Source organism: Streptomyces rubellomurinus, assembly GCF_000961885.1.
GTDB classification, from domain to species: Bacteria; Actinomycetota; Actinomycetes; order Streptomycetales; family Streptomycetaceae; genus Kitasatospora; species Kitasatospora rubellomurina.
On record NZ_JZKH01000095.1, the window covers coordinates 1 to 20,135 of the forward strand.

The 20,135-nt window shown below is 71.0% G+C and carries 16 protein-coding genes; 9 read left to right on the forward strand and 7 right to left on the reverse strand.

The genetic code is table 11. The annotated features are described in order from the left end of the window. Both VM95_RS31525 and VM95_RS31530 read left to right on the forward strand, forming a co-directional pair. Positions 1 to 586: FG-GAP repeat domain-containing protein (locus tag VM95_RS31525; RefSeq protein ID WP_045703297.1), on the forward strand; the 586-nt coding region annotated here is incomplete at its 5' end. 121 nt (positions 587 to 707) lie between these two features. Continuing rightward, entirely contained in the window at positions 708 to 2,237 is a 1,530-nt protein-coding gene (locus VM95_RS31530; protein ID WP_244179016.1) for a serine hydrolase domain-containing protein, read from the forward strand. Positions 2,238 to 2,575: 338 nt separating this feature from the next. Here the strand turns inward: VM95_RS31530 and VM95_RS31535 are convergent, their stop codons facing one another. After that, positions 2,576 to 3,109 (reverse strand): SMI1/KNR4 family protein, encoded by a 534-nt coding sequence (locus VM95_RS31535; protein WP_045703298.1) that lies wholly within the window; start codon positions 3,107 to 3,109, stop codon positions 2,576 to 2,578. Positions 3,110 to 3,189: 80 nt separating this feature from the next. Beyond that, complete coding sequence (locus tag VM95_RS31540) at positions 3,190 to 4,440, reverse strand: oxygenase MpaB family protein (protein ID WP_045703299.1); 1,251 nt, start codon at positions 4,438 to 4,440, stop codon at positions 3,190 to 3,192. A 249-nt stretch (positions 4,441 to 4,689) separates the two neighbouring features. Here VM95_RS31540 and VM95_RS31545 point away from each other — a divergent pair, with 249 nt between their 5' ends. After that, on the forward strand, positions 4,690 to 6,270 hold the full coding sequence (locus VM95_RS31545; RefSeq protein WP_078860831.1) for a multicopper oxidase family protein: 1,581 nt from the start codon (positions 4,690 to 4,692) through the stop codon (positions 6,268 to 6,270). 20 nt (positions 6,271 to 6,290) lie between these two features. Here VM95_RS31545 and VM95_RS31550 read toward each other — a convergent pair whose 3' ends face one another. Beyond that, entirely contained in the window at positions 6,291 to 6,746 is a 456-nt protein-coding gene (locus VM95_RS31550) for a PaaI family thioesterase (RefSeq protein ID WP_045703301.1), read from the reverse strand. Between the two features lie 140 nt (positions 6,747 to 6,886). Here VM95_RS31550 and VM95_RS31555 point away from each other — a divergent pair, with 140 nt between their 5' ends. Beyond that, a complete protein-coding gene (locus VM95_RS31555) occupies positions 6,887 to 7,537 on the forward strand; it encodes a TetR/AcrR family transcriptional regulator (RefSeq protein ID WP_045703303.1) in 651 nt (216 codons plus the stop codon). Positions 7,538 to 7,622: 85 nt separating this feature from the next. Here the strand turns inward: VM95_RS31555 and VM95_RS31560 are convergent, their stop codons facing one another. After that, a complete protein-coding gene (locus VM95_RS31560; protein ID WP_107073158.1) occupies positions 7,623 to 9,398 on the reverse strand; it encodes a tachylectin-related carbohydrate-binding protein in 1,776 nt (591 codons plus the stop codon). A gap of 627 nt (positions 9,399 to 10,025) precedes the next feature. Here VM95_RS31560 and VM95_RS31570 point away from each other — a divergent pair. From VM95_RS31570 to VM95_RS31580, 3 genes are all read left to right on the forward strand, one after another. Further along, complete coding sequence (locus tag VM95_RS31570; RefSeq protein ID WP_045703340.1) at positions 10,026 to 10,763, forward strand: peptidase inhibitor family I36 protein; 738 nt, start codon at positions 10,026 to 10,028, stop codon at positions 10,761 to 10,763. Between the two features lie 277 nt (positions 10,764 to 11,040). Further along, on the forward strand, positions 11,041 to 12,024 hold the full coding sequence (locus tag VM95_RS31575; protein ID WP_244179017.1) for a hypothetical protein: 984 nt from the start codon (positions 11,041 to 11,043) through the stop codon (positions 12,022 to 12,024). A gap of 35 nt (positions 12,025 to 12,059) precedes the next feature. Then, positions 12,060 to 13,052 carry a clavaminate synthase family protein gene (locus tag VM95_RS31580; RefSeq protein WP_045703311.1) on the forward strand — a complete coding sequence of 331 codons (993 nt, stop codon included), beginning with the start codon at positions 12,060 to 12,062 and terminating at the stop codon, positions 13,050 to 13,052. 12 nt (positions 13,053 to 13,064) lie between these two features. Here VM95_RS31580 and VM95_RS31585 read toward each other — a convergent pair whose 3' ends face one another. From VM95_RS31585 to VM95_RS31595, 3 genes are all read right to left on the reverse strand, one after another. Further along, positions 13,065 to 14,855, reverse strand: a complete 1,791-nt coding sequence (locus tag VM95_RS31585) for an amidohydrolase (RefSeq protein WP_078860833.1) — start codon at positions 14,853 to 14,855, stop codon at positions 13,065 to 13,067. Positions 14,856 to 15,050: 195 nt separating this feature from the next. Then, positions 15,051 to 16,847 (reverse strand): zinc-ribbon domain-containing protein, encoded by a 1,797-nt coding sequence (locus tag VM95_RS31590; RefSeq protein ID WP_045703313.1) that lies wholly within the window; start codon positions 16,845 to 16,847, stop codon positions 15,051 to 15,053. 80 nt (positions 16,848 to 16,927) lie between these two features. After that, positions 16,928 to 17,779 (reverse strand): LysR family transcriptional regulator, encoded by an 852-nt coding sequence (locus VM95_RS31595; RefSeq protein ID WP_045703315.1) that lies wholly within the window; start codon positions 17,777 to 17,779, stop codon positions 16,928 to 16,930. 104 nt (positions 17,780 to 17,883) lie between these two features. Between VM95_RS31595 and VM95_RS31600 the strand changes: the two genes are divergently transcribed. Together VM95_RS31600 and gltX are read left to right on the forward strand one after the other, a co-directional pair. Beyond that, on the forward strand, positions 17,884 to 18,615 hold the full coding sequence (locus tag VM95_RS31600; protein ID WP_045703317.1) for an SDR family NAD(P)-dependent oxidoreductase: 732 nt from the start codon (positions 17,884 to 17,886) through the stop codon (positions 18,613 to 18,615). A 129-nt stretch (positions 18,616 to 18,744) separates the two neighbouring features. Next, positions 18,745 to 20,115: a glutamate--tRNA ligase gene (gene gltX, locus VM95_RS31605; RefSeq protein ID WP_045703319.1), complete on the forward strand. Its 1,371-nt coding sequence runs from the start codon at positions 18,745 to 18,747 to the stop codon at positions 20,113 to 20,115. The last annotated feature ends 20 nt before the right edge of the window (positions 20,116 to 20,135 follow it).

Here is a 20,135-nt window from a genome sequence, read left to right on the forward strand (position 1 = left end):
CTTCACCCAGACCACGGCCGCCGACTTCAACGGCGACGGCATAGCCGACCTGGTCGCCCGGGACTCCTCCGGCAACCTCTACCTGTGGACCGGCAACGCTGGCGGCACCTTCAGCACCAAGAAACTGCTGACCGGAGGCTGGAACTTCACCCAGACAACCGCCGCCGACTTCCGCGGCACGGGCCACGCCGACCTGGTCGCGGCCGACTCCAACGGTAATCTCTACCGCTGGCCGGGCAACGGCGACGGCACCTTCGGCAGCCGCGTCCTGCTGACCGGAGGCTGGAACTTCACCCAGACAACCGCCGCCGACTTCCGCGGCACGGGCCACGCCGACCTCATCGCGCGCGACGACACCACCGGCACCCTCTACCGCTGGCCCGGCAACGGCGACGGCACCTTCGGCGCGAGGACGGCGGTCACCACCGGCTGGGCTCCGTTCTCCCAGACCACCGCCGGCAGGTTCCGCGGCACCGCTGCCGCCGACCTCATCGCCCGCAACGACACCACAGGCGATCTCGACGAGTGGGACAACGCCGGCCACGCCTCCTTCACCCGGCCACTGCGACTCAGCGGCGGCTGGTAGGCAGCCTCCCTCCCGCTGAGGCCTCGGGCCCCCGTACGAGCGCGGCGTTCAAGAGATCGTTTCAAACGGTGTTCGAATGAGTAGGGCGTCATCGCGCCACCCGTCACCGGGAGGGGAAACCGTGTCGAAGGACATGTACAAGGAGTTCGCGGACAACGTCGACCGCGAGGTCGCCAAGCTCGTGGACCGCACCAACCGGGCGGCCGCGCAGGCCGTCGACCGGGCGCTGGGCAGGACGGCCACCGCGGCGGCGTTCGACACCGCCCACTGGCAGCGCCGGCTCGACGACCTGCTCACCACCCACCGCATCCCCGGCGCCGTGCTGGCCGTTCTCACCAACGGGGAGATCCACGAACTCGCCAGTGGCATCCTGCACACCGGCACCGGTGTCGAGACCACCGTCGACTCCGTGTTCCAGATCGGCTCGGTCAGCAAGGGCTACACCGCCGCCCTCGTCCTGAGCCTCGCCGACGCGGGGAAGCTCGACCCGGACCAGCCGGTCGTGGCGGTCCTGCCGGACTTCGCCCTCGCCGACGCCGAGGCCGCCCGCACCATCACGCCGCGTCAGCTGCTCAACCACACCAGCGGGATCGAGGGCGACTACGTGAACGACACGGGCCGTGGCGACGACTGCCTGGCCCGCTACGTCGACGGCACTCGCAAGGTCGGCCTCACCAATCCGCCCGGCGCCACCATGTCCTACTCCAGCACCGCGTACAACGTCCTGGGTCGGATCGGCGAGGTGGTCACCGGCCGGACCTGGGACGAGGCGCTCAAGGAGCTGATCTGCGACCCGCTCGGGCTCCGGCAGACCATGACGCTTCCCGAGGAGGTCCTGCGCTTCCGCGCCGCGATGGGGCACATGGGCGAGCCCGGTGAGGACCCGACGCCCACCCCGCTGTGGAACATGCTGCCCCGCTCCGCCGGACCGTACGGCGGCATCAGCGCCACCGCGGCCGACGTGGTCCGCTTCGCCCGGCTGTTCATCGACGGCGGCACCTCGCCGGACGGCACCCGGGTGCTCTCCGCCGCGGCTGTGGAGGCGATGCTCACCCGCGAGGTGGAGATGCCCGACCAGTGGTTCCTCGGCGCACACTGGGGCCTCGGCTGGGGTCTCTTCGAGTGGGACGGCGCTCGTGGCTTCGGCCATGACGGCAGCACCTTCGGCCAACTCGCCTACCTGCGGGCCATTCCGGAGAAGGGCCTCGCCATCGCCCTGCTCACCAACGGCGGAGGCGCCGCACCGAAGGTCCACGAGGCTCTCTGCCGCGAACTGAGCGCCGAACTCGCCGGAGTCACCATGCCCGCGTTCGAACCGGCCGAGAACCCCCCGGTCGTCGACACGGCGCCCTTCACCGGCCGCTACAAGCGCGAGGGCTTCCTCATGACCATCACCGCCCGTGCCGAAGCCGAAGCCGAAGGCGACGGCGAAGGCGTGCTGGATCTGCGCTACGAAGGCGTCGAAGGCCTCGCCGGCACCTTCGACCCGCTCGTCTGGCACCTCACCCCCGTCTCCGACACCCCTGCCAAGACCGTCTTCGCCGGCCGCCGCAACGACAAGGACGCCTGGATCCCCGTCGTCTTCTACGCCCTCGGCGACGGCACGCGCTACGTCCACTTCGGCGTCCGCGCCACCGCCAAGTCCGGCTGACCCCGCCACACCTCGACCTGCCCCGCGGCTGACACCACCCGCCCGCCCGCCCCGCGCACCCAGCGGGGCGGGCGCACCGGCACCCGGCACCCGCACGGAAATCCCGGCACCGGTCGGGAGGCGGCCGGGCGGGTGTGGTCGGCGCCCCCGGCCGGGCCGGAGTGCGGGGTCGGCCGGCTGCCGGATCACTGCGCCGCCGCCCTGACGAGTACGACTACCCGCCTTCCCCGGCCACGGCGGCGAGTTCATCCAGCAGTACGGCGACGGCCGCATCGGTGAACCGTCCGGGAGAAGCTGCCATCGCGCACCATGGCCGGCTCGGCGAGCCGGTCCTGCTCCTACGTGTCGTAGACGGACTCGTGGACCAGGCCCGTGACGAACGCCTCGAAGCTCTCCGCGACCAGGGTGATCGCGAAGCCGTTCTCCTGGTCGACGTGCACCACGGTCGGCTCGCCGTGCCTGCCGCACGCGCGGTAGTCGAGGGCGAGCATGTCGTGGCCGGCCGAAGGTGTGTCGGCGAAGTAGACACCGATGTCGGGGTACTCCCACATCTCGATCCAGAACAGGCTGCCGAACTCGCCGCCGAGCGACTGCGACCGGGTCCGCCCGATGCCCCGGATACCGGTGATCTCGATGTAGTCGTCGGCCCGGTCCGTCGCCTCGGGCATGGGGAAGCAGGTCCGGGTCGGAGTGCCGCCGTTGTGCACGGTCATCAGCGCGATGTAGGAGTCGGGCAGCCGGTATCCGCCGAGCTCCTCCTCCAACGCCTCGATCAACTCCCGTGAGGGCGGGGCCTCCTCCACGTACGCCTCCAGGGCGTACGCCGAGTCGTCCCAGAAGCCGTCGACGTCGAAGCCCTCGAAGTGTCCCACCGCGCCCTCCCACGCCTACTCGTCCGGCGATTGTACGTTCGGCTCCCGGGCCCGGGGGTAGCGCGGGGCTTCCTCGGAGCTCAGCGGGTGGGCATCTGGAGGTCGTAGTCGCGGAAGTCGACGGCGTACCAGGCGACCATCTGCGAGGCGACCTTGAACATCTGCGCGTGGATCGGGGCGAGCAGCGGGAACGTCTGCTGGACCTCGTAGGCGGGCCGGTACAGGTACGGCGCGAGCGTGGCGACGGGGGTGTCGAGGGCCGGGTTGGGCTTGATGTCCAGCACGTCGGCGACGTGCGCGTCCATCATCCGGACCATGGACGCCCCGACCGCGCCGGCGCCGGGGAAGATCTTCCGGTCCATCCAGTCCAGCATGTTGTGCGCGAGCTTGGTGCCCTCGTCGGACGGGGCCCGGTGGTTGGCGGCGGCATCGGCGAGGACCTGGTTGGCCTGGTCGAGGGTCCGCGGGTTGTACGCGTCCTGGATGCCCAGCAGGCGGCCGCCGACGCGCACCAGGGCCAGCAGCTCGTCGATCTGCTGCCGGGTGGGGCGGAAGTCGTACTTGGCGGCCAACTGGAGGTTGTAGGCGCCCACGTACATGAGCTCCTCGACCTCCAGCCGCTGGCTGATCGGCATGCCGTCCCGGGCGGTGTTCCACCCGTGCGCCAGGCCCATGTGCCGGGCCGCGGCGTGCACGAGCCGCAGCTTGACCAGGGTGACCAGGGCGTTGCCGGACGGGTTCCAGCTGTTGTGGCCGAACGAGTCCCACATGGTGTTCATCGTGCGGGAGAAGCGCCGGCCGATGTCCATCACGAGGTCGTACTTGGCGTACCAGACCGACTTGGCGAGCAGCGGGTCGGCAAGCGCGGCGAAGAGGCCGCCGAAGGCCTCGGTCACCGTGATCGCCTCCATGTTGCCCTGGAGGAGCTTGATCGAGTCGCCGTGCGCCAGCCGGTCGACCGCCGCGCGCTCCTCGGCGCTCAGCACGGCGTTGCGCCGCAGGAAGTCGTACAGCACGGGCGGGGCCGCGTCCGGCACCGGCTGGTCGTTGCGCGTCCAGTCGTGGAAGGCCTGGTTGGCCACCGCCATCCGGTCGGTGCGCACCAACTCCTCGATGACCTCGTCGGCTTCGGGGTCGCCCTCCTGCGCGGCCCGGTCGGTCGGCAGTTCCCAGGCCGACGCGGGATCCGCGGCGGCGGGGTCGCGGTGTTCCCGCGCCCGGCCGGAGTCGGCGGTGGAGGCGGCCGCCGGAAGGCCGGTGGCGGCGACACCGGCGACGCCGGCGGCCAGGGCGGCGGCGAGGGTGCTGCGCCTGCTCATGAAGTGGTCCATGCGCCACATGGTGCGTAGCCGACCTCCCTCGCTCCAGTGATCACCGTGCGAGGTCACCCGAAATGATGGGTGAACCGTCAACATGCTGCCGCCTGCGGTGCCGTAGGGGGCGCCTCCTTGGACGGGTGGCCGCCCGGCGGCGTGGCGGTGCCCGGGCGGCTGTTCCACGGGTTGTCGGTGGCCGACCGAGCGGTCAGGCTGTAGCCGCGTCACAAACCCTGACGAAACGGTACGAATCACGGAGGCCTGATGTCCCATGACATCGGCGGCGCCGCCGGCCCCCGCCGGCGACAGGCGCGGCGCACCGGACGGGTGATCCACGCGGCGGCCGGGGTGGCGGTCCTCCTCTCGGCGGCCATCGGCGCCCAGGCGAGGGCGGACGCGACCCGGCCGCCCTCGACGGCCGAGCAGGAGAAGGGCATGCGGGCGGGCACGCCCTTCCAGGAGCCGGCCACCGCGGACGCGACCGCCGCGGACGGCGAGAGCGTCACCATCACCCTGGGCGCCACCCGGAGCCTGTTCGACGTCTCCGGGCGCCCGGTCCACGGAGCCACCTACACGGGCTCGTTCGTCGCCCCCACCATCCGGGTGAACCCGGGGTCGACCATCACCGTCCGCCTCGTCAACGAGCTGCCGGTCGCCACCAACCTGCACTTCCACGGCCTGCACGTGTCACCCGAGGGCCAGTCCGACGACCCCTTCCTGTGCGTCGCCCCGGGCCGCTCCACCACCTACCGGCTGGCCGTCCCCGCCGAGCACCCGCAGGGCACCTTCTGGTACCACAGCCACGCCATGGGCACCACCTGCCCCGACCCCGCGGCCCCGAGCGCGCCGGGCACGCCCGGGGACGTGGAGAACCAGGTCTTCGCCGGCCTGTCCGGAGCCCTGCTCGTCGGGGACGACCGCACCCTGCTCCCGCCGGAGCTGCGGCAGATCACCGCGCACACCCTCGTGCTCAAGGACGTCCAGCTCGACGCCGCCGGCCGCATCGCCCAGAACACCGCCACCACGTCGATCGACTCCGGCAACCCCACCGTCCGCCTGGTCAACGGCCGGCTGCGGCCCGTCCTGGAGATGAGACCCGACGAGACCCAGCTGTGGCGCCTCGTCAACGCCGGAGCCGACATCTTCTACCGCCTCCACCTCGACGGCCACCGCTTCACCGTCGTCGGCGAGGACGGCACCCCCGTCGCCCGGGTGACCACCGCCGACACCCTGCTCCTGCCGCCCGGCAAGCGCTACGACGTCCTCGTCACCGCCGACCCCCACCCCACCCGCACGACGCTGCGCACCACCGCCTACAGCAACGGGCCGCAGGGCGACGCCTACCCGGACACGGAGCTGGCGACGGTCGCGGTCACCGGCGCGCCCGTACACCGCCTGCCGGACGTCACCGGCGCCCTCCCCACCGCCCCGGCCGACCTCGCCGCGGCGCCCGTCGCCCGGCGGCGGACGGTGGACCTGACCGAGAGCGCGGACGGCAACACCTTCTACATCAACGGGAAGCGGTTCACGGACGGCAGCTCCGTCTTCGCCACCCCGGCCAGGCTCGGCACGGTCGAGGAGTGGACCATCCGCAACCACTCCGGCGAGGACCACCCCATCCACCTGCACACCACCTCCTTCCAGGTGGTCTCCGTCCAGGGGGCTCCGCAGCCCTACACCCACCGCCAGGACACCGTCCCCGTCCCCCACGCGGTCGACGGCACCCCCGGCACGACGGTGATCCGGGTCGCCTTCGCCGACTACCCGGGCCGCTGGATGTTCCACTGCCACATCGCCGCCCACGAGGACCACGGCATGATGAGCTACCTCGACGTGGTCCCGTAGGCGGGCAGGCGGGCTTCCGGTCAGCTCATGGACCGCAGGAGGCAGGTGAGGCGGGCGGTGCAGACCCGCTTGCCGGTGGCGTCGGTGATGACGATCTCGTAGGTCGCGGTGGTGCGGCCGAGGTGGACGGCGGTGGCGACGCCGGTCACCGTGCCGGTGCGGACGGCGCGGTGGTGGGTGCAGTTCAGGTCGACTCCGACCGGGTACTTGGTCGGACCGCCGTGCAGTGCCGCCGCCGTCGAGCCGAGGCTCTCGGCGAGGACGGCGGAGGCGCCGCCGTGGAGGAGGCCGTAGGGCTGGGTGTTGCCCTCGACGGGCATCGTGCCGACGACCCGGTCGCCGGAAGCCTCCAGGATGCGGATGCCCATGCGGTCGCAGAGCGGGCCGGCGGAGAAGAGGGTCGACAGGTCGATTCCTGCGGCGTCCCAGGCGTCCAGGACGTCCTGGGGGAACGTGGTGGTGCTCGTGTCGGACATGTGCTTCGGGCTCCGGGGCTCTGCGCTGGGGTCGGACGGCCGGAGGCGGTGTGGATCCCCTTCGCGCCCGGCTTGCTACGGTCGTGTAGCTTCAGGACCGTAGCTTCAGCTGTGTAGCTTTGCAAGGTACGATCCGGCACATGGCCAGAGCGCAGACCACCCCCAAGCGGCCCTACGCTCCTCGGCTGCCTCCCGTGGAGCGCCGTGAGCAACTGCTCGACACCGCGCTGGAGATCATCAACGCCGACGGGGTGGCCGCCGTGTCGGTCGACGCCGTCGCCCGGCTCGCCGGCGTCACCCGCCCGGTGGTCTACGGCCAGTTCACCGACGCGAACCACATCCTCCGCGACCTGCTCGAACGCGAGGGGCAGCGCGCCCTCGCCCAGCTCGCCGACGTCGTCCCCGCCGACCCGGCCGACGCCGACCCCGTCGAGGTCTTCACCGCCGTCGCCCGCGGCTTCTTCGACGCCGTCCTCGCCCACCCCGCCCGCTGGCGCGCCATCCTGCTACCCGTCGACACCTCACCGGCACCGGTGCGCAAGTACAAGGAAGCCACCGAGGCCGACCTCCGCACCCGCCTCGCGGACACCACCCGCCGGTTCCTCCGCGGCCGGCCGGGCACCGACACCGTCGACGTCGACCTCCTCGCCCACGTCCTGCTCACCACCCTCGAGGACGGCGGCCGGCTCCTCCTGCGCGACCCCGCCACCTACCCCCCGCAACGGCTCACCGACCTCGCGCGCTTCCTCGTCGAGACCTTCCTCCACCGCTACCCCCGCACCACCCGGTAGCCCCGACTGCCCGGCCCGCTGGCTGGGCAAGTCACCGCCCCGATCCGCGCATTGAGAGTCGCCGCTCACTTACCGATGCGGCCGGTCATTTGACGGTGATGCTTCCCTCGTCAAACCTCGGGATGATCCGTTGGAAACCGTTCCAGTTGGGGCCGCCGACCGGAACGGGCCCGACCCACGTGGCAGGGCCGTCGTGCGGCCCGAGCTCCCATTCATTGAGCAGGTACCCCATCATGGTTCCATTCGGATAGATTCCGAAGATCATCCCATTGCCGCTGCTGAACACATTCCTGAAGATGTCCCAGCCGCTCCCGACCTCGACGGGCCCTTCGAGGCTACCGTGGACAGGGTCGTGCCTGTGCCACCAAAGTCGGCCATCGTCGGAAATTCCGAAGATTACATTGTTTGACCCGCTGAAGACAATCCGGTACTGGCTCCACTGGTTCGCAAGAGTCGCAGGTTGAGAAAAGCTTCCCTCGCCAGTCTTGTAACCGGCATGATAAGCGGACTCGAGTGTGATTCTAGGGATGGCTTGCTTCAGGCCACCGCCGACGCCCTCAGATCTCCTCACCTGGTACATCCATCCGGATCCTCCGGAGATTCTCCAGTCGATCCAGTTGTCGATCTGGATCGTCGCGGCCTCGACTACCTTCGGGCCGGACCAGGAGTTGACCTCGTTCGCCGCACCGTCATGCTCGTACCACAGAATCGCACCGTCATCCTGAACGGCGTAGAGCACGTTCCAGTAGCCGGAAAGGATATCGATGTAGTTCCGCCAACCCGTTCCCACGACGGTGCCGGAGGTGTGCCAATCGAACGGGGTGCTCAGGTGGTTGTCGGTGTTGAATGAGTACATCACCAGATCCCCGTCCGGCTGAACGGCATAGAGCGCCCCAGTGACAGCACGGATATCGGGAAAATCTTGACGCGGGGGGTCGGCGAGTGTGCCGCTGGTCCGCAGGCGGAAAAGCATTTCTTCCAGGACGGCGAGGAGCTGGATCGGAGCGTACTCGTCCTCGATCCGGGTCTCGTCGGCATATCCCAGGTTGGGAGGCGCCTCGCACATGGAACCTGCCGGTGAATCGGTCAGCGTCACGGTGCGCACGATGACCGCCGTTCGCTCGATCCGGTTCACGCACTCGAGGCCATAGGTGCATTTCCCTCCAGCCGGGTAGTTGGTCGCAGCGATCGGCATGACGGTGATGCTTGCCCGGATCTTCTCCGGGAGTGTTTTGGCGGGCTTTTCGATGTCGACCCAGTCAGGTCGTACGCTCACCGTGTCGGCGAGTGTCTGGAATGTGCTCAGATAGCCGCCGGCGGCACTCGGCTCCTTGGCGATGTGCAGTGACGAAGCCAGCGAGAACAATCCGACGGTCAGTCCGTATACCGGCAAGGGAATGACTTTGAATTCTGGCGTCGTCAGCTCTGTTCCCTCCGTGCCGCCGGGGCTTGGATGGTGAAGGATGTCGCTCCACAGCCAGAGATCCTCGTCGTCAGTCATTGATGATGCGCTCAGTGATGCTTTCTTCGCAATGACAGCGATTTCATCGGCGCTCGTGGCATGGGTCAACTCGAACGCAAGACCTTCAATATCCCGATGGTATCCGTTGATGCTTCTCAGGCGCGCCAGATTCTCGTCCTGGGTCACTCGGGCGTTCAGTTCGTCGACTTTACCGCTGAGATTCTTGAGATCGGCCCCGATTGCTTGCACCTGCTGCTGAAGTTGCTCGATGGCTTGCTGTCCCTGACCGCTCCGTCCGAAGTTGTACATGCCCTGAACAACTTCCAGGCCCTTGGCCATGTATTCACCAAATGGAACTGCGCTCGCGATTGTTTCGAATAGATCCGAGTCGTCGGCCATGCTGACTCAACTCCCGTCGATACCGTCGCAGGCTTCAACTGGTTTAAAACCCCTTTCAATCATCTTGACACCATCGTGAGGGCTGGCCAACCGGGCGACGAGGTGGCTCGTTCCGCATCTGGGGCTCACCTGGCGATTGATCTTGTGGCGCGTCGAGGAAGCTGCGGAAGGGGCCCCGCCGGCACGTTCAGGTACGGGATGAGACAGTCGGCCAGGGCTCGCGGCCTCCTCCGGTCCGCTGCCGACCGAGGCCCGGCCGCCAGCGTGGCATTCGGCGAAGTCGCCCAATCGACACCTCCGTTCGACCAGCGCCGCTCGAGCGGAGCCACAACGGTCAATTCGTACAGGTGAGTTGCGGCCAGCGGCGGCGCTGCTCGTTCCATAGATCCTTGACGCACTGGGTGAACCCTGGCCGGCGCCTCGTTCTGCTGCGTCAACTGGGTGGCTGGCACTGGCCGATGGGGCGCGAAGCGGCCTGCGAGTCGAGTCATTCGACTACGGATGGTGATGGTAATGTCACTTGGCGGTGCCGGCCGCGATGTGTCACGGCCCGAAAGGCCTCAACGGAGGCAGGAGCCCGGGCACTTCTGTGCCGGCCCATCGGTCGTCAACAGGAAGGCAGACGTGGTGAGCGACGAGAACGCGCGGCTGATCTACGGCCAGGGAGAAGAGGCGTGCCCCGAGGGAAGCTTCTGCCTCTACCGTGCCACCAACTTCAACATCGGTCAGACCCCGGGGGTCGGTGACAAGATCCTGGCCATTCCGGTGGGCTCGCACGTCAACGACTTCTCCGTGTACGGCTTCGACCACGGCGCGGACGGGGTGAGCAGCGTCGTCAACCGCACCGACGAAGACAACGCGCTCTTCTCGGCCGCCGACCAGCGGGGCCACTCGCTGCCGGTGGACCGCAGGTCCGCGATCGCGGACCTGCGGCGGATCGCGATGGCCGACAGTCCGAACGGCACCTGGAACGACCAGCCGCAGTCGGCGCTGGCGGCTCCCTTCCTGGGGAACCTGATCGTCGAGCAGTCCTTCCTGAGCAAGTGGCAGGACTGGGAGACCCAGAAGTGGATCTACTCCTACCGGATCACGGTGCGCGCCGCCGAGACGCGCGTCGTGAAGTGGGCGCTCGGCTTCGGTGACCTGCCGGACGGAACCTCCCTGTACAAGGGTTTCACCGATGTCTTCTGGGGTCAGATCCTGCGGGACGGCACCGAGGGCAGCGTCCTGCTCGGTTCCCCGGCGGGCGGTGGACACACCATCGACCCCGGCACCGACCTCGCCATCGACATCCAGGTCCTCTACGCGAAGGAGAGCCCCGCCCAGGAACACCTCACCAGCCTGAACGCCCAGCAGCTGGGCTGAGCGCAGGCGCCACCGAACCACCCGGCCGCGGGCCGTTCCCTGCTGGGGGCGGCCCGCGCGCTATCGGCCAACTCTGGTGCACCGCACGGCAATCGACTCGCGGATCAGGTTTCGTGCGGCGCGTTCCTGGCGAACTATTCCCACCATGGGCCTGTCTCCGGTTGCCGGTCATCCTCCCGTCGCTGTCTTCCGTGAGCCCCGGGCCGGGCGGCCCGTTCCGGCGCTGGGCCCGCGGGTCGCTGCCGAAGCGGGGCGGGCGGCGCGCGTGCTGGCGGGGGTGGCGACCCATGCCCGGCCGGTCGAGCGGACCGCCGCGCTGCGGGAAGCCGCCGTGGTGGCGGGCGAGTTGGTGGCCGCGCTGACGGCACTGGCTCCGCCCGTGGCCGGTGAGGAGGTTCCCGCGGAGTCGACCAGTCAGTCGTACTTCCGGGTCCGCGAGGTGGAGCTGTCCGACCAACAGGCCGCCCTGCACGGCGCCCTGGTCGTCCACCGCGGTCTGGAGGACCTCTGCGAGGCGCCGCTGTCGGGCGCCGACCTGGCGCTGGAGGTCGCCGGGATGCGGCAGGCGGTGCTCGATCTCACCGGTGCGGGGTCGGCCGTCCCCGACTCCCTCCCGCCGGTGGACGTCCCCGAGCCCGGTGCGGGGGCGCCGTTGGAGAGGGTGTGGAACGCCCGGTGGCTCATCGGGCACCAGGTCCACGTCCTGTTCAACGTGTGCGCCGCGGTGGCCGTGGCCGAGGCCACCCGTCAGCTGCGGCGCGGCGACGTCGAGGCCGCACTGGGACGGCTGGCGGACGCGACGGCGTACGTGCGCGGCTTCCCGGCGGCCATGAACCACGCCAGTACGATCCCGGCCGACCACTACATGGCGGAGATCCGCAGGACCATGGCGCCGCCGTCGACCGACATCCCGCTCAGCGGGCGCCAGCACCGCGGCTACAAGCTGTTCCGGGCGGCAATGAAGGACCTGCTGACGGCGGTACCCGACTCCTTCGAGCAACTGGCCGCCCGCGACCAGGAGTTGGCCGAGGCGCGGGGCGCTCTCCTGGAAGCGGACATCGTGGACGCCGAACGGCACGTCACCCTCGCGTACGCGATGGTGCATCTGCGTCGTTCCATCGCCCAGCGGCCGGAAGGCCCCGACAACGCCGTCGCCGAGCTACGGCTCATGCGCCATCGCCGCGCCGCCCAGTACGCCCCGCTGATCCTGTTCGGGGACCACTACATCGCCGACGCCGTCGCCGCCCTGCGCCACTCGTGAGCCCGGCCGCCCACCCTTCGTCAGCAGGAGGCCTGATGCCCGGCACCACACAACACGCCCCGGTCGCAGCCGACTTGAACCTGGACCCGGCCGATGCCACCACGTGCGAGCGTCTGGCCCGCACCCTGTGCGCCGACCGGTACGAAGCGGTCGACAGCCCTGAGTGGGTGGCACGCGCCCGGGACGCGAGCGACGAACTCCCGCTGCCACTGCGCCGCGCGCTACGCCGCTTCCGCCGGCACTCCGGTCCGCACGGCACCCTGCTGATCGGCGGCCTGCCCGTCGATCAGCCCGCCCTGCCCCCGACACCGGCCGTACCCGGCTCGGTCCAGCGCCGGGCCACCCTCCCGGCCGCGCTGCTCACCATGGTGGCCTGCGGACTCGGCGAGCCGCACGCCTACCTGGCCGAGAAGTCCGGCGCCCTCGTGCAGGACGTCGTGCCCGTACCGGGGCAGGAGTCCTTCCACGGCAACGCCGGGTCGGCGCCGCTGTCCTTCCACAGCGAGAACGGCTTCCACCCCCACCCGCCCGACTACGTGGTCTTCCTGTGCCTGCGCGCCGACCACGACCGGACCGCCGGCCTGCGCGTCGCGGGCATCCGTCAAGCGCTGCCGCTCCTGACTCCGGCCGGCCGCGAGGTCCTGTTCGCACCGGAGTTCCGCACCGCACCGCCGCCCTCCTTCGGCCCCGGGGCGAGCGGGGCCGAACCCGAGCCCCGGCCGGTCCTGTCGGGAGCGGCCGAGGACCCCGACATCCGCATGGCCCAACTCGTCACCACCCCGCTCACCCCTCGGGCCGCCGCCGCGCTGGCCGAGTTCGGCCGCGCCGTCGAGGCGACCGCCCGCACCCTGTACCTGACACCCGGCGACCTGGTCGTCCTCGACAACCGCGTCACCGTGCACGGCCGCACCGCCTTCCAGCCCCGCTACGACGGAGCGGACCGCTGGCTGCACCGCACCTACGTCGCCACCGACCTGCGCCGCTCCCGTGACCACCGCCCCGACGACGGCCACGTAGTCGCCCGCTGAGCCGCCCTTCCGTCAGCAGCAGCCGTGCCACTGGTAGTCGGTCGGGACTTCGAGCCCGGGTTCGGGGTCCTCGCTGCGGGCGGCGGCGGTGGCGGCGGAGTGGATGGTGGTGCCCTGCTTGATGGTCTCGGCGACCGTGATGTCCTTGATCTCGTCCGGCGCGATCGTCAGGGGGTTCGCGGAGAGGATCACCAGGTCGGCGAGCTTGCCGACCTCGATGCTGCCCTTGCGGTCCTGCTCGAAGTACTGGTGGGCGGCGTGGATGGTGATGGACTTGACCGCGTCCAGGGCGGACACGCACTGCTCGGGCCCGAGGACGACCTGGTCGGTGCGGGTGCGGCGGGTGACCTGGCTGGAGAGGATGGCGATCGAGTTCGGGAGGGCCACCGGGGCGTCGTGGTGCGAGGTGTAGATCATCTGCCGGTCGACGGCCCACCGGGCGGGGGAGATGTTCGCGGCCCGCTCCTCGCCGAGGACGGTCTTGCGGTACCAGTCGCCCCAGTAGTAGGTGTGCATGGAGAAGAAGGACGGGATGACGCCCAGGCGGGCGAACGCCTCGATCTGGTCCTCGCGGGCGGTCTGGGCGTGGATCGCCACCGTCCGCCGGTCGCCGGGGCCGGCCTCCTCGGCGGCGGCCCCGACCGCCTCGACGAACTGGTCGATCGCGGCGTCGCCGTTGACGTGCGCGAGCACCTGCCAGCCCCGGGCGTACGCGGTGCGCACCTGGTCGAGGACGACCTTGGGGTCGTCGATGGTGGGGTAGCCGCGGTAACCCTCGGGGGTGCCCGTCGGCCGCTCCTCGTAGGGCTCGGTGAGCCAGGCGGTCCGGCCCTGCGGGGATCCGTCCAGGTACATCTTCACCCCGGCCGCCCGTACGCCCTGCTTGTACTCCTGGCTCGCCCCGACCGGGTCCTCCTCCAGCGAGGCCGTCGCCTCGTCGGCCCGGGCGTAGGCGACGACGTCGATCTTGAACGGTACGAGGGCGGCGGCGTCCCGCAGGGCCTTCAGGTTCTTCAGCGTGGCACCGCCCTCCTGAACGGTCGTGAAGCCGAAGCTCGCGGCCGACGTCACGCCCTTGCTGAAGAGCGCGGCCAGGGCGGTCAACGGCAGGCCGGCGGTGGCCTTTTCGGAGGCGGGGGTGAAGGCGGTCTCCTCCAGCACGCCGTCGGGCTCGCCGTCGGGTCGGCGACGGATGACGCCGCCGGCCGGATCGTCCGTGTCCCTGGTGTAGCCCAGCTCCCGCAGCCCGCGGCTGTTCACCGCCCCGAGGTGGAACGACTGGTGGATGGCCAGCACCGGCCGGGTGGTGGACACCTCGTCCAGGTCCTCGCGGGTGGGGTGGAGGCCTTCGGCGAGCATGGCGTCGTCGTAGCCGAATCCGATGATCCACTGGGAGAAGGCGCCCACCGGGGTCTTCGCCCACGCGCGCAGCTTCGCCTGGAGCGAGGCGATGTCGGTGACGTCGCCGTCCGGGGCGGCCAGCAGGTTGGCGAGGGTGGCCTGCAGCCCGATGCCGCCCAGGTGTCCGTGGGCGTCGATGAACCCGGGCAGCAGCGCGCGGCCGGCGAGGTCGCGCACCTGCGTGCGCGGCCCCTGCCAGCGGCTGACGGCCTCCTGGTAGTCGCCGACGTGGACGATGACACCGTCCTTCACGGCCACCGCCTCGGGGCGCGGGTCGGACTCCCGGGAGTCCACGGTGACCGTCACGATCTCCCCGCCGTGGAAGATGACATCGGCCTCGTCGTACGGTGCCGCAGCCTGGACATCGCCAGCGTCCGTCGCCCCTGCCGGCTGACCGCTCATCACGGATCCCTTCTGTCGCCTACGTTCGGTGCCCGCTTGCCTACCCAAGGCGATCGGTTCGCGAACCCGGCGGTCACCGGCTCGTTGACGCCCGGGTCGATCGATGACGCCACCTGAGGCGGCGTCAGGACAGCGAACCAGTGGTAGGACGCCGAACTGCGGCCTCACCCACCGCCGTTGTCGAGGGGCCCGCGGTCAGCGGTCCGACACCCACTGCCTGACGCGCTCGATCACGCCGTCCGGGTCGGGAGCGGTCGCATGGACGACGAACTCCGCGTAGGCCGGATCGGCGATCGGCAGACCGGGCAGCGGATGCTCCCGCAGCCGCGCGACGAGGAACCCCGCGGCCAGCAGGTCACGGGACTTCTCCTCGTCGACAGCGGCCTTCTCCGCGTGCCAGTAGGACCCGTCGTACTCCACGGCGAGCTTCCGGCCGTCGCAGAGGTCGACCGTGATGTCGACGTGCCACACGCCGCGCCGGACGAACGCGTCATGGCGTACGGCCTGACCGGACGAGGCCTTGCCGAACGCGCGTTCCGCGGCCGCGTGGTGGTCGAGCTCGATCCGGGATTTGCCGTGTTCCCTGCACTCGGGGCAGCCGCTGCCGGCGGCGCGAGAGGCCAGGGACGCCTGCCACACGTGCGTCGGGTCGGCGGTGCACTCCCAGGTCGGGACGAAGGCCGTCTGCCCACTGGGCCGCACGTGCCAGGCCGAGAGCGGGTTCACGGGCGACCACTCGGCGGCGAGTTCGGGGAAGTGGAACGCGAGCGAGTCGAGGATCGTACGGCACTCGGGGCAGCGCAGCCGCTGTCCCTTGTCGCGCTGCTCCGGCGTGTCCTGCCACTCGTGGCCGCAGCCCGGGTCCTGCCACCACACCGTTCTGCGCGACCTGGGGGAGAGCTTGGCCAGGGTGATGCGGGCGTTGCGGGTCGGGTGCCACTGGGAGGCGATCTCCGGGCTGATCCGGAACGGGGCGGGATCGGTGGCGGCGACGTCCAGCCGGGCGGCGCGGGTCTCCTGGCTCCGGCAGGAGGGGCAGCCCGAGCGCAGGTAGGTGTACGGGGATATTCGCGGGTGGTGTCCCTGCGGGCAGCGGAAGCGTCGCAGGGGTCCGAGCTCGGCGACGGTGACGGTGCGGGGGTCCTCGTCGTCGGCCCACGCGGCGAGCAGTTCGGGCACATCGGCGACCGGCGTCACCTGGTAGCGCTCGTACTCCGCCTGCCACTCGGCGCGGCGCTTCGGTTCGCACGTCGGGCACTGCGCCCGGTGGATCATGTCGTGGACCCGGGCGGTGAACCGCAGGCCGCAGTCGGGGCAGCGCCAGGCCGCCTCCCGGCGGGCCGTCACGGTGACGGTCTCCCACTGCGCGAGGTCGTTCGCCTCGTGGTCCCACCACGCGAGGAGCGGCAGCCCGGAGTCCTTCAGCAGGGCCCGCTGCTTCTGCCCGGGCGGGTTGGGCGTCTGTCGTGCGCGGCTCGGGTTGGTCTGGCAGCGGCAGCCGAACGCGATGTCCCCCAGCCGTTCGGCGGCGAGGCGGCCGCAGTACGTGCAGCGGACGTGGTGGGGGTCGTCGGCGTAGGACGGGGTGGTCAGTGCTGCCAGGTGGTCGTAGCCGTGCTTCTGCGCGTGTTCCCTCGCCTGCGCCACGGGAACCGGCGTCAGGTCCGCGTAGGCGCCGTGGCGCCGTCGTTCGTCCTGCGCCCACCGGCGCCAGTAGCACGCCCGGCACGTCGCCTCGTCCTCCCCGTTCTTGGCGACGGTGTACTCGAAGCGGTAGTGGGCCTCGCAGCCGCACGTCAGGCACCTGGTCAGGCGCCACGCCGTCGGCTTGGTGAAGGGCTCCAGCGGCTCCAGCCCGCCGGCGCGGAGGATGCCGGTGATGTGCTCGTCGCACCAGGCGTCGCGCGAACGCGTCCGGTACGCGGAGGGCTGGGAACAGCCGGCATCCGCACAGAGCTGAACCGGGGTCCGGGGCGATGACGTAGGGCTCACCTGCCGGATTCTCCCATGCGTGCTTGCCGCTCTCCGGGGCCGGGTCCGCGTCGTGCGTCCACGACCCTTGACCGGCGGAGCTACCGGAGACCGGTCGCGGTCCGGACGAGGTCGGCGACGGCCCGGGACCGGCTGTGCGGCGGCCAGGCGATCACGGTGGTGACCTTCGGCGCGTCCAGCACGGGCACGGTGGCGAGGTCACCGGGCAGTTGGGCCCGGCTCGACTCCGGTGAGACCGCGCACGCCCGGCCGAGCGCGACGAGTTGCAACAACTGCGCGTGGTCGCGGACCTGCGGGCCGGGGCCGGGCGGGTAGCTGCCGTCCGGGCTGGGCCAGCGCGGCAGGGGCAGGCCCGGCAGGTCGGTGATGTCGGCCATGTGCACGTGGGGCCGGACGGTGAGCGGATGCCCGGCCGGAAGGACCACGACCTGGCCCTCCGTGCCGAGTTCCTCCGTGTGGAACCCGGCCGTCGAGTCGAACGGGCGGTGCAGCAGCGCCACGTCGGCCCGGCCCTCGCGCAGCAGTCGTGCCTGCTCGGCCGGGCCGCACAGGATGACGTCGACGGTGGCGGCGCCGGGTTCGGCGGCGTACGCGTCCAGCAGCTTCGCCAGCAGTTCGCGGGACGCGCTGGCCTTCGTGACCAGAACCAGGCCGGGACGGCCGGCCGAGGAGAGGGCGGCGCGGCGGGTCCGGCGCTCGGCCGCCTCCACCGCGTCGAGGGCCGCCCGGCCCTCGGCCAGCAGCACCGAGCCGGCCTCGGTCAGCGTGACGGTGCGGCTGGTCCGGTCCAGCAGCGCTGCCCCGAGCCGGCGTTCGAGCTGCCGGATCGCCCGGGACAGCGGCGGCTGTGCGATCCCGAGCCGCTGCGCGGCGCGCCCGAAGTGCAACTCCTCGGCGACAGCGACGAAGTAGCGCAGTTCCCTGGTCTCCATCCGGCCACGGTACTCCGGATGCTCCGGATCAATACCCGGAGGGTATCGCTGCCCACCCGATCGGTCTTGGACCCCCGCCGGGGTCCGGGAGCAGCATGGTCCCCATGAGCGAACGAACGATTGCGCTGGTCACCGGCGCGAACAAGGGAATCGGCTACGAGATCGCCGCGGGCCTGGGCGCCCTCGGCTGGAGCGTCGGCGTCGGCGCCCGCGACGAACAGCGCCGCGGGGCCGCGGTGGAGCGGCTGCGCGCGGCCGGCGTCGACGCCTTCGGCGTACCACTGGACGTGACCGACGACGCGAGCGCGACCGCCGCCGCGCGGCTGATCGAGGAACAGGCGGGCCGCCTCGACGTGCTCGTCAACAACGCCGCCATCACGGGCGGCATGCCCCAGGAGCCCACCCGCGTCGACCCCGCCACCATCCGCACGGTCGTGGAGACCAACGTCATCGGCGTCATCCGCGTCACCAACGCGATGTTGCCGCTGCTGCGCCGCTCCGCCTCACCGCGGATCGTGAACATGTCCAGCGGCGTCGGCTCCCTCACCCGGCAGTCGGGGACCGCCAGTGAGCTGACCGTCGGTCCGGTGGCCGCGGCGTACTCGCCGTCGAAGACGTTCCTGAACGCCGTCACCCTGCAGTACGCCCGGGAGTTGAGCGGCACGAACATCCTGATCAACGTCGCCTGCCCCGGCTACGTCGCGACCGACCTCAACGGCTTCCAGGGCGTGCGCACCCCGGAACAGGGCGCCGCGATCGCCATCAAACTCGCGACCCTGCCCGACGACGGCCCGACCGGCCGGTTCTTCGAGGACGCCGGCGAAGTGCCCTGGTGAGCTGAACGGCAGTCATCGCGGGGCAGCGGGGAAATTCGGTCCCGGTGATGCCGCCGCTGTCGCTACCTTTCGGCCATGACCGAGGCATCCCGTCCCGTCCGCGTCCGTTTCGCTCCGAGCCCCACCGGCATGTTCCACGTCGGCGGGGCCCGCTCGGCCCTGTACAACTGGGCGACGGCGCGACAGCAGGGCGGCACGTTCGTCCTGCGGATCGAGGACACCGACGCCGCCCGCAACCGGCCCGAGTGGACACAGGGCATCATCAGCGCCCTCGCCGCGATCGGCATCCACGACGGCGACCCGGCCTTCGAAGGCCCGCACTTCCACTCCGCGGGCGTCGAGCGGCACCGCGCGGCCGCCGAGAAGCTGCACGCGGCCGGCCAGGCGTACTACTGCGACTGCACCCGCGAGCAGCTCGCCGAGCGCACGGGCTCGACCCAGCTCGGGTACGACGGATTCTGCCGCGGGCGGGGCCTCGGATTCGCGCAGGGCCGGGCCCTGCGCTTCCGCACCCCGGACGAGGGCGCCACCGTCGTGGTGGACCTGATCCGCGGCGAACCGTCGTTCCCGAACCCGGCCATCGAGGACTTCGTGATCGCCCGGGGCGACGGCAGCCCCGTGTTCCTGCTCGCGAACGTCGTCGACGACCTCGACCAGGGCATCACCCAGGTCATCCGCGGCGAGGAGCACCTGTCGAACACCCCCAAGCAGCAGCTGCTCTGGGAAGCGCTCGGCGCCGTCCCGCCGGTGTGGGCGCACCTGCCGGTGATCGTCAACGAGAAGCGGCAGAAGCTCTCCAAGCGACGGGACAAGGTCGCGCTGGAGGACTACCTGGCCGAGGGCTATCTGCCCGAGGCCGTGGTGAACTACCTGATGCTGCTCGGGTGGGGGCCCAAGGACGACCTGGAGATCCGACCGTACGCCGAACTGGAGCAGCTGTTCCGGGTGGAGGACGTGAACGCCGCCTCCGCGTTCTTCGACGTGGCGAAGCTGCGCGCCTTCAACGGCGAGTACCTGCGGGCGATGGCGGTGGAGGACTTCACCGCCGCGTGCTCGCCGTGGCTCACCGGCCCGGAGGTGCCGTGGGCGGCGGAGGACTTCGACGCGCGGGCGTTCGCCGCGCTCGCCCCGCTGGCGCAGTCCCGGATCGCGCTGCTCGGCGAGATCGTCCAGCAGGTCGACTTCCTGTTCCTGCCGGAGCCGGTTCGGGACGAGGCGTCCTGGGCGAAGGCCATGAAGGACGAGGACGGCGCGGCCGGCCTGCTGCGCACCGCTCGGGAGCGGCTGGCCGCGGCGGGGGAGTGGCGGGCGGGCGTGCTGCGCGCGGAGCTGGAGGCGGTGGCGGCCGAGCACGGGCTGAAGCTGGGCCGGGCGCAGGCACCGGTGCGGGTCGCGGTGACCGGCCGGACGGTGGGCCTGCCGCTGTTCGAGTCGCTGGAGGCGCTGGGCCGCGAGCGCACCCTGGACCGGCTGGACGCCGCCGTGGACCGGCTCGCCTGACGGCCGGTCGGCAGGCTGCT